The organism is Hymenobacter jeongseonensis (assembly GCF_015694725.1).
GTDB lineage: Bacteria > Bacteroidota > Bacteroidia > Cytophagales > Hymenobacteraceae > Hymenobacter > Hymenobacter jeongseonensis.
The window spans coordinates 1-14,703 of the sequence record NZ_JADQDQ010000026.1 but is presented as its reverse complement, the minus strand read 5'-3'; the positions used below and the strand labels follow the sequence as shown (position 1 = coordinate 14,703).

The following is a 14,703-nucleotide window of genomic DNA, read 5'->3' as shown; positions in this document are numbered from 1 at the left end:
TCAAAAAAGAAACAGCATGGTTTCGGCGGCTGCGCGTTAAGTCATGGTGCCCATCAACCGGGGTGACGGGTGAGGCGCACGCGGAGGGCGACAAAACCAGCACGTATCGGCCCACAGGGTTGGAGAATTGCACCGGATTGAGGAGACAACTGAATTTTGAGCCCGCAACCGCCACTACGTGACTAACAACGGAAAAAACCATCGGCGGCTACTGGCTGCCCACCCGGATGCGCGATTCACCCTTGACCGGCAGGGCATCGTTCTCACGGCCAATGCGGCGGCCTTATTGCTGACAGACGTGGCGCGGGACGACTTAGTGGGGACTGTTTTTTTTGCTTTTTTCACCGCCCCGGAAGAGGTGTGGGAGGCTTATCAGGCGCTACTGGTCAAGGGAACCGTCCGCTACCTGTCGTTCACGCTCCGCCACCGCACGGGTACCCTGACGGAGGTGGTATTGGACGGCTCGGTGCACCGGCACGCGCAGGACGGGGTGCAGGGTGCGGAACTGGTGGTCTGGGAAGCGACCGAGCCGAATTGGGCAACGGAGCTGCGCCGGGGCGCTGAAGAACTCGCTTTTCAGCACCACGCGCGGGCACAACTGACGAACGAGCTGCGCCGGGCCAACGCTGCGCTGGCTGTGCAGAGCACCGAGAAGAAAAAGCGCGCCGCGGAGTTGCGCCTGGCCAATAAAGAACTGGCCTACCAGAACAACGAAAAAGAAAAGCGGGCCGCGGAGCTGTTTATTGCCAATCTGGAATTGCGTTTTCAGAACGAGGAAAAGGAGAAGCGGGCGCAGGAGTTACTGGTCGCGAATAATGAGTTGGCTTTCCAGAACGAGGAAAAGGAAAAACGGGCGCAAGAGCTCATCCTGGCCAACCTCGAACTCTTGTTTCAGAACGAGGAGAAGGAAAAGCGGGCCCAGGAGCTGGTGCTGGCCAACGTGGAGCTGGCCTTCCAGAACGACGAAAAAGTGAAGCGTGCAGCCGAGCTGCACCTCGCCAAGTACGCCCGGAGTCTGATTGAGGCCAGCTGCGACCCGCTGATGACCATCAGCCCGGAAGGCAAGATTACGGACCTGAACCTGGCCACGGTCAGCATCACCGGTCTGGACCGCGAAACCCTGGTGGGCTCCGACTTCTTCGCGTATTTCACCGACCCGCAGCTGGCGCGCGCGGTGTACCAGGAAGTGTTTGCCAAGGGCACCGGGGCCAATTTGCCCCTTACGCTGCGGCACCGCGACGGCCAGCTCACCGAGGTGCTCTTTAACGGGGCGGTGTACAAAAATGACCAGGGCACGGTGCTGGGCGTGGTGGTGGTGGCCCACGACGTGACCGACCAGCATCGCATTGCCACCGAGTTGAACGATGCGCGGCTGGCCGCCGAGCGCGCCACCGTGCGGGCCGAGGAAGCCCAGGCCAAAGCCGAAGGCGCCGCTGCCATTGCCGAAGACGCGACGCGGGCCAAGCAGCAGTTCCTCAGCACCATGAGCCACGAAATTCGCACGCCGATGAATGCGATTATCGGCTTCACGAAGGTGCTGCGGAAAACGGAGCTGACTACCAAGCAGCAGCAGTACCTGACGGCCATCAAGCTGAGCGGTGATACGCTGCTGGTGCTCATCAACGACATTCTGGACCTGGCCAAAGCGGAAGCAGGCAAGATGACCTTTGAGCAGGTCCCGTTCCAGCTCGCCGACTCGGTGGCGGCCATGATGCACTTGTTCGAGCCCAAAACGCAAGAGAAAAACCTGGTAATGGGGCTGCACTACGACGCCAATATCCCGGACGTGCTGGTCGGCGACGCGGTGCGGCTGCACCAGATTATGCTCAACCTGCTGAGCAACGCCGTGAAGTTTACGAGCGCCGGCACCATCGCCGTGGGCGTGCGCCTGCTGGAGCAGGATGCGGGGCACGTCCGCCTGGAGTTTGCCGTGACCGATACGGGCATCGGCATCGAGGAAAACAAGCTGGGCGCTGTCTTCAACGATTTTCAGCAGGCCACCAGCAGCACCAATCGCCTTTACGGGGGCACGGGGCTGGGCTTGGCCATTGTCAAAAACCTGGTGGAACTCCAGGGGGGCACCCTCCACGTAAAAAGCCAACCGGGCGCGGGCTCGACGTTCAGCTTTCGCTTGAGCTTCACCAAAACCACCGAACAAGTTGCCGTTGCCGCGGTCCCGACCATCGGGCGGGAAATGGGCTTCCAGGACGTCCGCATTCTGGTCGTTGAAGACATTGACCTCAACCAACTGCTCATTACCACGCTGCTGGAAGACTTCGGCTTTGCCCTGGATGTGGCCGGCAACGGACAAATAGCGCTGGAGATGCTCCGCACCACCCGCTACGATGTGGTGCTTATGGACTTGCAGATGCCGGTCATGAACGGCTTCGAGGCCACGGCCTACATTCGCAACGAGCTGCGCTCAGATGTGCCCATTATTGCCCTGACGGCCGACGTAACGCTGGTGGACGTGGCGAAATGCCAGGCCTTGGGCATGAACGATTACCTCTCGAAACCCGTGGACGACCAACTGCTCTACCGCAAAATCAGCGCGTTTCTGAAGCGGGCCGACGCCCCTAAAGCAGTTCCCATACCGGCCCCCGGGGTGCGGCCGCCCGCCTGCGTCGACTTTCACTACCTGCAACGCGTATTCAAAACCGACGCCCTGCTGGCCAAAATGATTGGCCTCTGCCTGCAGCAAATTCCAAAGCAGGTGCAGGCAATGAAAACAGCCATTGCCCACCAAGACTGGGGCGTCCTGCAGCTCGCCGCCCATACCCTCCTGCCCACCTTCACCACGCTGGGCATGGGCCAGGAATCGAAGCGCATGACGACCTCCATTCATCGCATCGCGGTCAACCAGCTCGCCGCCGGCGAGAAAGCCAGTCCGGAAGCCATGACCAAACTGCTGTCCTTGTTTTCGGCGGTAGATGCCGTTTGCGCGGTGGCTACCCAGGAACTGGCAGACAAGCTGCTCACGCTTTAGCCGTTCCCTCCGCTGGTGAAACCGCGCTAAGTAATGGATGAAGCTGGCGTTGCCGGCCGGGTTGCCACCCGCCACGTGAAAGTCGGAAAAAACTGGCGTGCTGGTTCACGTAGATGCCGCCCATCAGGTTAACGCGGCTGGGCCTGTTGGCCAGCCTTAACTCGTCCAAAAGCTGTTCTTTAACTCCAGAATCTGTAGTGCCGCTCGCGCAGGACTGGCCCGTGAGCACGGAGCCAGCTTCTGCGGCAAAAAAATTTTGCTTTGAATTCGTGGTTGTAACGACGAGCAAAATGGAACCAAAAATTCTTGGGGAACTGGTCCACTTTCGCGGAGCCGATTTCGTGGATGCTCGGCAAATAGGGGCGCGCACTGGGCTAACATCTCGTGTAGCATCCTATTAATCAATGATTTGTTAGCCAGAAGCGAAGGTCGGCTGATTGATTCGCTCGTGCAACGCGGTGCGTCGAATGGCTCCGAATATGGGCGGGCCGGTTTTGGGGTTATTGGTTGGGCCCGTCACGGTACCGTCCTCAAACTAGCCACTAACCCCAATTCTATCGCAACCTTGGGCACCGATGGAAAGGTGCTACTGTAGCCGTTGGGTTTTGGCTTGCTATTGGTAATTATTCAGTTTATCCAACCTGTTTTACCAAGCACCTACGATGAAAAAAGTTCTCCCCCTCCTGCTGTTGCTTTGCAGCGTCAGCCTCGCCCACTCTGCTTCGGTACAGAGTAGGCCGAAACTTAACCAGAAACGCGTCTTCAGCCACGCCACCGAATCGAGCAAGGGCAGAAATAGTAAAGCCCGGTTCCGAAAAGTAAGCAGACGTGGCGACTTCCTCGACCTGCATTTTAATAACATAGCGAAGTTCGAGACCGCCAAGTCCAACAAAAACTATCGATTCAGATGAGACCGATAAGTAAAAAGCTGCTGCTTCGCACGAAGCAGCAGCTTTTTTGCTTTAGAAAACCAAAGGGGTAAAGGTTAGACATTAGGAGTTGGCGGGGCGTTGCATCATGCTGGAAAGCTACCGCATTAAGGGTAGCGCTTTTGCAAAATAGCGGAAGAGAGGGGCAATAGTTTTGCCTCTATAATAATCCTCATTGTTCATGAGCATGTATTCCCCTTCGCTCACCTTCCGACTCCATTCCCACATCAACACACTGATAATCTATATTTCTTAGTAAATACCATGCTTCGAAACACGCGCAAAAACACCTTGTAGGCAGCCATTTTTATTAATACTGCCATTTGCCACTACACACTACTTCTAATCGATGGAAAACATGTTACGCTCCTTATTATTTATTGTGCTGCTGGCACTGGGTTGGACGGCAACTGCTGCAGCTTCGGGCCCGCCCACGGTGCCCGGCCGCTTCGCGCTAAAGCTGAAACCGGGCCGGAAGCCGGCGGCACTGGAAGCGGCGCTGCGCACCCTAACAGCTACCGACGTGCAGCAGAAATTTCCCCACACCCTGCCACCCAATATTGAAAAGCCCGGCAGCGTGGACCTGCGCGGCATTTACCAGTTTCAGGTGCCCACTACCGTGTCGCTGGCGCGCATCCGCACGGTGCTGCTGGCCACCGGTGCGGTCGACTACGTGGAGCCGCTCTACATCCGCTACCCGGAGCACCAGCCCAACGACCCGCTCGCCGACTCTACGCTCACCAGCCTGTCGAAAAGCCAGTACTATCTGAAGCAAATCAAGGCCTACCGGGCCTGGGACATCACCCGCGGCGACAGCTCCATTGTTATCGGCATCACCGACGGCGGAGTGCGCCTGACCCACGAAGACCTGCGCCGCCAGATTAAGTACAACTACGCCGACCCCATCAACGGCCTCGACGACGACGGCGACGGCTACGTGGACAACTTCTGTGGCTGGGACCTGGCCAACAACGACAACGACCCCGGCTACGACATCAAAATTACCCACGGCTCGCTGGTGGCCGGCGTGGCGGCCGCCCAAGCCGACAACGGCGTGGGCATTGCAGGCGCGGGCAATAAGTGCCGCTTTCTGCCGCTCAATATTTATACGAACACCCCCAACGGGAATTTTGCCGGCATTGAGGCCGTCGTATACGCCGCCGACCACAACTGCAAGGTCATCAACATGAGCTGGGGTTCGCCGGGCGGGTTTTCCCAGCTCGAACAGGACGCCATGACCTACGCCGCCGTAAACCGCGACGCGGTGCTGGTGGCCGCAGCCGGCAACACCAACGCCGACCTGATGTTCTACCCCGCCTCCTACGAGCACGTGCTGTCGGTATCGGGCGTGAGCAGCACCGACCAGAAAAGCCCCAATGCTACCTTCAGCCACCGGGTTGATTTGGTGGCGCCGGGCCTCAGCATTCTCACCACCCAGGGCTACCACGCCAAGACAAGCGGCGGGCCGGCCGAATCGGACTACATTGCCGTGGGAGGCACCTCGTTTGCCGCGCCCCTGGTGGCGGCCGCAGCGGCCTTGGTGCGCTGGAAATCCCCGCTTTTATCCGCCTCGCAGGTAGCGGCCCAGCTGCGGCAAACCGCCGACAAAGTCGATACCCTGCCAGCCAATGCCGCCTGGAAAAACCTGATGGGCGCGGGCCGGCTCAATATGTTCCGGGCCCTGACCGAGCCCAGCCACGAAGCGAGGGTAGTGACCAGCACGTTTGTCCCGGCCCGCGCCGTGTACCTGGCCGGCGACACCGTCCGGCTGAGCGTGGCGGTGCAAAACCTACTGCAGCCCATTGCCGGCCTCACCGTTACGCTCACTTCCCTTTCCCCCTACATCAGCATTAAGCAGGGCACTTTTACGGTAGGCAACCTGGCCTCCCTGGCTGTTTTGAACAACGCGCGCGCACCGTTTCGGTTGGCAGTGGCCAGCAATGGCATTCCGCTCAACACCACAGCCACGCTGCGCTACCAGCTCACGGGCGACGACGGCTACGCATCCGAACAGCTGGTAGAATTGGTGCTCAACCCCGACTATGTGGTGCTCGACGCCAACGACCTGCACGTGACGGTGACCAGCCGCGGCAAGCTGGCCTTCGACGACTTGTCTGGCACCATCGGCGCCGGCGTCAGCTACCGCGGCAGCAGCAACATTCTCAGCGAAGGCGGCCTGCTGCTGGCCGCGGGCCCCACCCGCGTGTCGGACCGCCTGCGCACCCGGCTCGGGGCGGCGCGGGAATCATTTTTCAACAGCACCCAGGTGGTGCTTCGGCAGTCCGGCCCCCGTGCCGACCAGGAGGCGCGCGCCCTGTTTCAGGACACCATTCCGGGAGCCGGCAGTCTCGCCCGCAGCGTCGGGGTGAGCGTGCGCCAGCGGGCCTACGCCTGGGCTGCGCCAGGCCGGCGCGATTTCGTGGTGCTGGAATACACGCTCAAGAACCTCACGGCCGATACGCTGAAGCCGCTGTACGCAGGCTTGTTCATGGACTGGGAAATACCCACGCCGGACGGCTCGGCCCGCAATGCCGCCGCCTGGGACGATGCCCGTGCCATGGGCTACTGCTACGCCATGGGCCAGCAGAATACGCCGTCGCTGCCTGCCATCTACGCGGGAGTGCAGGTGTTGCGGGGCGGTTCGCCCACGGCATATTCGATTGATAATAATGCTACCCTTGGCTCAGCTATGTGCTTAGCGGATGGCTTTTCTACCGCCGAAAAATTCAGGGCCCTGAGCAGCGGCACCGCCCAAAGCAACGCTGGCCCCCCCAATGGCACCGACGTGTCGCAGGTAATTGGTGCTCGAGTGAGCACGCTGGCCCCCGGCGACTCCACCATTGTAGCGTTTGCCATGCTCTCGGCCCCCACCCTGCTGCAATTGCAGGACGCAGCCGAATCGGCAACCATTGCCTACGCCACCACCCTGCTGCCCACACGCGCCAGCGCCCGGCCTGTAGATTTTGTAGCATATCCCAACCCGACCGACGGACCGTTGCAGGTGGCGCTACCCCAAAACTTCGGCCCGGCCACGGTGCAGGTGCTGGATGTGACCGGCCGACTGGTGAAGACCTTAACTGCCACGGGCAATAAGTTCGAAACCAGCCTGGCCGGGCTGCAGCCGGGCATGTACCTGGTGCGCGTCATTGGCGCCAGTCGGGTGATGACCCGCTCAGTCATGCTTCGGTAATACTGTAGTATTGGGAAGAACCTATTTTGCCTCCTCTCGCAGCTCGACAGAACTGCGGGCACAAGGTCGACACGCATAGCAACCGCTTGGTTTTCTGTGCCTGTTGCGCTGCGGCTCGTGGGCTGGCTATGAGAATTTACCCGCAATCTGCGACGATGGCCATGCCCGGCTCGACTCTTTACGGTCGAAGCCGGGCATTGTTCATGTAATGCCAGCTGCTTCAAAAACACCCCGGATTGGTCGCTTTGCGCGCTTTAATCCAACAAGGCGGGCGTAGTTGTTCCGAGCCTACGCTAGGTCGCTGACTGGGGGGTAGCTGTGCTGCGTGGGCCAGCGCCAATCTATGGTGCACACCCTCAAGGCCCGTATCAAGCCCAGCGCGTAAAAAACGATGACTCAGGCCCTGCTTGTCACCCTCGTCGTGGGTTAATTTCTGAACAGCTTCGTCCTAGATGGGCTAAAACCGGGTAGCAATGGTCAATTTGGTTGTGATGACCGCAAACCAACAGAAAAAGTTGTAGAACGTACCAAGGTATTATTCGGGCTTTTGACCAAGAGTGTGAGGACAGGCACGCTTTCGCTAAATCAGAAAAGCGCGCATACATCGCTACGAAGTCACCGACCACCAATAAATAGACGTTGGCTGCGACGTTGGTGGCTGGAAAAGATGCGGATTGCGGCGTGAAAGCCCGCGACAACCGACTATTTTTAAAGCCGTAGTTGGCCTCTGCGCACCAAGGCGGCGTGGGCCAACCTCCCCGAGCGGTTTGGCAAGCCCAATCCGCTCGGTCATTGTTTGCACCGGTTGGGGCAAACCAATGCGTGAAAAAGCAGCAGAAACACCTTCAAATAAAACGCTCGATTTGAAAGGTCATTCTGCCGCTTGGCCGTGGACACGGCGCAAGGTATTATCCGTCATCTGCCGGTTGATTTGGCCGACAGCCACCGCTGCGTTTACCCGCCCCGGTTGCTGCCGCGCTTGCAGCCACAGCGGCGTATCCAGGACCGGCACCTAACCGAGGTACAGGATAACGCGAGGTACGCGAGCGAAACCAATCATGCCCCGTTGAAACATGAACAGGGCCTGGGTCTGAAATTCCATTTTCGGCAAAAATCGGTCGAAAGCCGAAAGATTTCTCTGCCATGCTCCACTTAATGCGCATTAGGGAGTGTTTACAACATTAGGGAGTGTTTACAATCAGAGCTAGGTCAAAGCAGCAATGAGGCAACAGGTGGCAAAGTAGTTGGCGGCGCGTTTGTCAAAGCGTGTTGCCACGGCCCGAAAGCGTTTCAAGCCGTTGATGGCGCGTTCGATGCGGTTGCGTTCTTTATAAATTTCAGCGTTATGCACCAGGGGGACGGCTCGGTTTTTCTTGCCCGGAATCACGGCCGTGGCCCCGGCTTGTTGGATTTGGGCGCGCATGTACCCGGCGTCGTAGGCCCGGTCGGCCAGTACCGCCTGGCCGGGGCGCAGGTGGCCCGCCAACAGGCCCGGGGCTTGCGTGCAGTCGCCGGCTTGGCCCCCAGTCAGGGCCAGGGCGCAAATCCGGCCCTGCGCATCGCAGCTCAGGTGGAGCTTGGTGGTGAAGCCGCCGCGGCTGCGCCCGAGCGCCTGGCCGCAGGGGCTGTCTTTTTTTTGGCCCCGGCCGCCACTTGGTGCGCCCGCACAGCCGTGGAATCGACCAGGAGCCGGTGCAACCCGCTGGCGTTTTGCACCTGGGCCAGCACGTGGGGCCACACGCCGGCTTGGCGCCAGCGGCGGAACCGCGCGTACACCGTGTGCCAGGGCCCGAACCGCTCGGCCGGCAAATCCCGCCACGACACCCCGCATCGGGCCCGCCAGAGCACGGCTTCCACAAACAAGCGCGTGTCGCGGGCCGTGGTGCCCGGCGAGTGTTCCTGGCCCGGCAGCAACGGCGACAGCCGCCCCCACTGCTCGTCCGTTAACATGCTGCGGTCTTTATTCATGCTCAAAGGTTGACCCCTAACTGTAAACACGCCCTAGTGCTTAGCGGACAAGCAGCGGGCTCTTCGTAAGAGGGTGTACAACCGCCGATGGCGGCCAGGCCAGGTTTTAACGGGTTATTTCCGAATGTTTTCGTCGGGTATCTACCTAAAGACAAGGTGCCGCGCTAAGCGCAATAACAACCGACCCACACACCCCATCTACAACGGACTTGATGAAGGCCAAAAGAGGCTGAAACTCTGGGAGCTTCAGCCTCAATATTTATGCCGCAAGGCAGCCCCAGCTACTCTCCTACTCTCCTATGCTCGGATAGGGCCACTGGAAGCACCGCAACTAGGGCCGCCAAATGAGAACAAGCGCTTATTTGATGGCACGCCGTATCAAGCGTCGAGCCCGCAGCTGATTGAGCCCAAACGCGACCCCGCTTGCCATCAGCAGCGACGCCCCCCCGTCGATGGGTACAGTTGTGGGCGGAGGAATATCGGGAACCGGTCCTCCCGAGTTGGGCTGGGCCAGCGCTGAGAGGCTGGTGAACGCACACAAGGCCAGCAAGCGGGCAGTGGATGAGAAAACGAATTTTAGCATGAGCATGGATGCATGAAGAAAACTAGCGGGCCGGCCCTCAGCCGGCCCGAATACATTATTGAATTACTACACGCTTGGCCAGCGTGGCCGCTCCTATCTGCAAGCGCAGGATGTAGAGGCCGGGCGCCAGCCCGGTCGCATCCACGGCCAGTCGGGCGCCGGAAGCACTCATGGCTACATCCTGGCGGCGTACTGCCTGACCTAGGATGTTGAGCAAATCGACGTGTAGCTGTGTGGCTCCCGCTACGGCCGGCACCTGCACCGTGAAGGCATCATGAGCCGGGTTAGGGTAAAGCGTTACCTCAGCAATGGTGAGGGCTGGTGTTGCGGCAAGGGCCGTACGGGCGGTAAAACCCAACGTGAAGCGCCCCTTCAGCATGCCCGTAGCCTGCGCACTGCTGACACTAAAGGTATAGGCCGACTGCAAGCGCAAGTTAACCGTTTGACCGGTAGTAGCGTCGGTAAGCAGGGGGTCCAGGTTGTCGGGCAGGCTGCGCAGGGTAGTAGCGGCCAACGAGTAGGTACCCGCCGCGGGCACGCCCAAGGTGAGCGGCAGCAGGGTGGCAGCTGTGAAGACTGGCCGACCGTCGATGGCCAGCGTTTCGCCGGTAGTGGCCACGCTGACCAAATTCAGGCCCGACGGGTTTAGCAGTTTCCGGGCATCGAACTGAGTATCAAAGCCGAGGGTGGCACCAGTTTGGGCGTAGGCATAGAGCAGGTCGGTGGCGCCGTTGCTGGCACGCAGTTCCAACTCTACTAGGGGGCGGGTATCCGGGGCCTTGCGCTGGAAGGCGGTGCTGTTGGACGTGGTCAGGCGATGTTTGTTACGGAAGATGAGCGTACCGGTGGTCTGGCCACTGCTTACGCGGGCAAAGAATCCCTGGGCTATGGGCAGCACGGAATTGCCCCCAATGCCATTGGCATAAGCACGGTAGGCCCCCACATAAGGACCGGAACTGGCGTACACGTAAATGGCAGCATCCAAGCCGGCACGGTCACTGGCGGCTACCAGGCTGTAGTCGAGCGGCGAGGGGTACGGGTTGCCCAACAGCTGCCACCCGGCTTCGGACGCATTGGGTGTCATGACGGAATTACGGGTCATAGTCACGGTCTGGTTGCCGGTAGTGAGCGAGCCCACAAAATCAACGACCGATGTGCGGCTCAGGTTAACCGCATAGCCCTGGCCAATGACCAGCGGCGTGGTCAGGCTGGTGGGTGCGACAAAGCCTTTGTCGAAAGCCAGCAGGTTGTTGGTAGTGGTAGCCAGGCGGCTCTGGTCGTAGCCAAACACTGTGGGGAACGGCGTGGTCGTAGCTGGGGTAGCCGAGGTGTTATACACGCTTGCCTGGCTGATTTCGGGCGAGAAGTCCGTCGTAGTCAGGTCGGCCACGGTGCTGCCCGAAACCGGGGAGCTGTAGTGGTGGTAGCCAGTTCCGGCATTGCCGGCGGCGATAAAGCGCTGCACGGTGACAGCCCCGTTCACCGTGCCAGTACCAGCGTTATTGACCAACGCCGTGCCCGCAGCATCCGAAAGCAGCGTTAGAATATGGCCGTTAGTGGTGAGGTTGCCACTGGTTGGGGCCAGCACCCCGTGGATACTCACCGCGCTGCGCTGGAGGACGCCGGCCGGGTTTGTAATCGACAGACTCCAGAACTGGGTGCTGCCGGTGCCACCGATGATTTGCGTAGCGGTACCGCTCAGGGTGGTAGTGCCGGCTGTGGCGCTAAAGTTACCGCTGTTGCTCACCCCGGCTTTTACGTTCAGGGTCCCCCCGGTCATCGTCAGGCTGGCGCCGGTGTCAATGGTCAGGCTGTTGACCAGCGCATTGCCGCTGGCAATTATCGGATAGGGTGTGGCGTTGGCGGGCACCACGGCATCCAGTTGACTGGTAGGCACGCCGTTTGACCAGTTGCTGGCCGTGAACCAGTTGGTAGTACCCGCACCAAACGAGGTGCCCAGCCAAGACGTGCTGGTTGCCACGGGGACCACTAAGGCAGTATTAGAATCCATGGTAATGGCGCCGCTGCGCGACAGGCCGCGGCCAATCAGCGTGGCGCCTTCAATCATATTAATAGCGCCGTCAACCAGCAGGGTGCCGCGCATCACGGAGTTCTGGCCCAAGGTTACCATACCGCCAATCTGCCAGTACACGTTGGCAGGCGTGGCACCGTTCTGGGTCAGCACCACGGAGTTGGCGCCGGTGGTGAACGCGCCCGACACCCGCAGGAAAAATTTCGCGTTGGGGTTGCCACCGCCATCCAGAATCAGGGTACCAGCCAGCGTGGTACTCGCGCCCACGCAGTACGAGCCGGGAGCCAACGTCACGGCCGGCGTGCCGCCGTATACGGCCAGCGGAATCACGCAGGGAATGGTTGACATATAGCCGTAGGCCGTTTGTACGTCCGTAGCCGCCTGCGTCGAGTAAGTATCTGCGATGCGAATGCTACCGTTGACCACGCCCGGCGGGAAGCCGGTGAACGCCCCGGCATTGGTACCAAAGTCACCATTGATGAAGGTGGGGCCGGTGTTACTAACGGCCCCGACGGCCGTGAAAAGCGCAAAGCGGGCGGCAGTCCCAAGGGCCGGGGCCACCTGCGCAGAACCGGCCTGCGGGCAGACCAAAGCAGCCAATGAGGCTAAAATAAACAGGAAATAGTTTTTCATAATTGAAAGGCAAATGAAAAAATGAGTTGATATTATTTGACCACTTGGTCAATACTTGAGTATGCACGGAGCGAAATCGTTTGCTGGGGCGTAGGCAGCAACGACAGGTAAAACTTCTTGATTTTAACCCGTAATCTTTTAACTAACACCATCTTGCACCATTAGATGGTTTCGCGGGTGCGTGCCCCGAACGATGGGGGCGGTAAGCGTTGTGTGCCGACTCCGGGTTAGGAAAGGCCGAGGCCGGAAGGCTGGCAACCGCGTTGAAGCACATCACCTGCAGCGGACTTTAGGAAAAAGAACTGTCACAATTCATGCTCCACAGTCGGTGATAATTGAATCCGGTCCCACCGTGAGGCTCACCAGCATGACCGGCAGCGGCGCGCCTGGGTCTTGAATTGCGACGGCGCCCGCATTAAGGCCCGTCAACCTGGTGCTAGTATCACCGTTGGCCGGATTGGCCCCGGCATTGCGGAGGCCGCCCACAGCCGTGCACACGGCGAAAGGGGAAGCAACACCCAAATCAGGAGCCACTACCTATCCCATGCTGAGCGGCGGAAAAGCCGAAAGCTGAGCGAAGCCTAAAAGCGTGAGTAGTGATGTTTTCATTTACAAAGGGGGTAAAATTGTGGATATGGAATTGCGGACAAACGACACAATGCGGCCCGTCTGGTCAGGTGGTTGGGGGCTAGGCGGCGGCTTATTTGCGTTTGGCTGCCGCGCACCGCTTAGCGCCCTGGCTTTTCTTACTGGCCCTGGTTTTGAGCGTTAGGGTTGCGGCACCTGGGCCTTGCCCACGTAGAGCTGCACCGCAGGCGTGGCCGACAGCAACGGCACTGCCCCGAAAGAAGCCGCCGCGCTGAAAGTGCCGCCGACACATACCTGCCCGCCAGGAGCCAAAGCCATAGCCAGTGCTTCGTCAGGTTCTGCACCGCCGGCCGCCACGAGGCCCAACCACGTACCGCTCTGGGTCAGATAGCCTACAAATACATCCTGATGCCCGCGGCTGGTAAGTTGAAACTGCCCGCCCTGAATGGTGCTGCTAAAGGTGCCGGCCACGTAAAGCTTGCTCATTTTGTCCAGTGCAATGCCCACGATGCTATCCAAATAGTTGCTGGCCAGTACTTCAACCCACTCCCACTTGCCACCATCGGTGAGCCGGGCCACAAAGCCGTCGTCGCTGCCATCGCTTTGCCGGTGAACACTCCCAAACATGGCGTCGCCGCTAAAAGAACCCGTCACGAATACGCCGCCGACGGGGTCGGCCACTAGTCCTTTGCCATATGCCGTATTGGTTCCAGTAGCCGCCGTGGTCCAGAGCCAGCGGCCAGCGATGGTGAGCTTGCCCACGAAGGCACTGTCCATGCCTTTGCCCGTAAGCGTAGTGGAGCCAAAGGTGCCCGTATTGCTGAAATAGCCCGTAGCATAAATTTCGCCGGCGGCGTTGGTAGCCAAGGCCGTGGCCTCATCGTTGGCATCGCCCCCGGCGCCGGTGGCCCATTGCCACTCGCCGTTGCGCGTGAGGCGCGCCACAAAGGCATCAGTACTGCCGTGGCTGGTCAGGTGCGTGCGGCCGAAGGTGGCCGTTTCAGCAAACTGGCCCGCTACCAATAGCTCGCCAACATTGCTCACAATCAGGGCACAGGTGCGGTCTACACTGGTTCCGCCGGCAGCCGTAGCCCATTGCCATTGCCCCTCGGTGTTAAGTTGGGCCACGAACACATCTGTTTCGCCCTGACTAGTGAGGGTGGTGGTCCCAAAGCGAATTTGGCTGCTGAAACTGCCGGCAACAAATACGCGGCCCGTTGCGTCCACGGCTATGCCGGAAGCATTGTCGCTTTGGGTGCTACCAGCTGCTATGGCCCATTCCCACTTGCCTATGGGCGAGAGCTTGGCCACAAATAAATCGCTGCGACCCTGGCTGACGAGGGTGGTAGGGCCGAAATGCGCTGTTTCTGTGAAAAATCCTACAACATAGCAATTGCCCGCTACGTCAAAGGCAATTTTTTTTACTTGGGCGGTGCCACTACCCGTCGATTGGTTGGCCCATACCCATGCAGGATTTTGCGCGTGACTAGGCACAAGCAGCAAAATCAAAAGCATTGCAGCTAACAAAAACCCTATCAGAAAGTTAATAGCCCGTATTTTAGTAGGATTGACGGCTATTGCGGCGCACTTCCGCTTGTTGGTATGGCAAGTGAATGGAGAAAGAGACAGACTCATAGGTATCGGGAAAGAGTATGAAACAAATTTATTGCTCCTTCCCCCGGTATCCTGAAAAAGTACTACCCTAAATGCGGTATCTGTAGGGTTTGTGCAGCGCTTATTCTTAATCCCTATTTATGGCCCGATGTGGCCAGCGCCATGCTGTTTCTTTCAAAG

Annotated in this window: 6 protein-coding genes and 1 pseudogene; 2 read left to right on the top strand and 5 right to left on the bottom strand. The window is 59.4% G+C overall.

What is annotated here, in order from left to right:
* Positions 1 to 178: 178 nt before the first annotated feature.
* Entirely contained in the window at positions 179 to 2,986 is a 2,808-nt protein-coding gene (locus I2I05_RS21595; RefSeq protein WP_196284349.1) for an ATP-binding protein, read from the top strand.
* A 1,278-nt stretch (positions 2,987 to 4,264) separates the two neighbouring features.
* The gene (locus tag I2I05_RS21590) at positions 4,265 to 7,105 is read left to right on the top strand and encodes a S8 family peptidase (protein ID WP_196284348.1); all 2,841 of its coding nucleotides are present in this window, start codon (positions 4,265 to 4,267) and stop codon (positions 7,103 to 7,105) included.
* Between the two features lie 1,204 nt (positions 7,106 to 8,309).
* Here I2I05_RS21590 and I2I05_RS21585 read toward each other — a convergent pair.
* The 5 genes and pseudogenes from I2I05_RS21585 to I2I05_RS21570 all read right to left on the bottom strand — a co-directional run bounded on the left by I2I05_RS21585 (position 8,310) and on the right by I2I05_RS21570 (position 14,220).
* Positions 8,310 to 8,843 (bottom strand): IS5 family transposase, encoded by a 534-nt coding sequence (locus I2I05_RS21585; protein WP_317192395.1) that lies wholly within the window; start codon positions 8,841 to 8,843, stop codon positions 8,310 to 8,312.
* Positions 8,768 to 9,055: pseudogene (locus I2I05_RS22245) on the bottom strand (transposase); the annotation flags it as partial. The pseudogene I2I05_RS22245 and the gene I2I05_RS21585, both read right to left, overlap by 76 nt.
* 376 nt (positions 9,056 to 9,431) lie before the next feature.
* Entirely contained in the window at positions 9,432 to 9,656 is a 225-nt protein-coding gene (locus tag I2I05_RS21580) for a PID-CTERM protein-sorting domain-containing protein (protein WP_196284347.1), read from the bottom strand.
* 55 nt (positions 9,657 to 9,711) lie between these two features.
* Positions 9,712 to 12,321: an ice-binding family protein gene (locus I2I05_RS21575; RefSeq protein WP_196284346.1), complete on the bottom strand. Its 2,610-nt coding sequence runs from the start codon at positions 12,319 to 12,321 to the stop codon at positions 9,712 to 9,714.
* A gap of 768 nt (positions 12,322 to 13,089) precedes the next feature.
* Positions 13,090 to 14,220 carry an NHL repeat-containing protein gene (locus I2I05_RS21570; RefSeq protein WP_196284345.1) on the bottom strand — a complete coding sequence of 377 codons (1,131 nt, stop codon included), beginning with the start codon at positions 14,218 to 14,220 and terminating at the stop codon, positions 13,090 to 13,092.
* Positions 14,221 to 14,703: the final 483 nt, after the last annotated feature.

Bases quoted from the DNA above. Each gene is read 5' to 3' on its own strand.
- I2I05_RS21590 (WP_196284348.1), top strand. From the start codon at position 4,265: ATGGAAAACATGTTACGCTCCTTATTATTTATTGTGCTGCTGGCACTG.
- I2I05_RS21575 (WP_196284346.1), bottom strand. From the start codon at position 12,321: ATGAAAAACTATTTCCTGTTTATTTTAGCCTCATTGGCTGCTTTGGTC.
- I2I05_RS21580 (WP_196284347.1), bottom strand. From the start codon at position 9,656: ATGCTAAAATTCGTTTTCTCATCCACTGCCCGCTTGCTGGCCTTGTGT.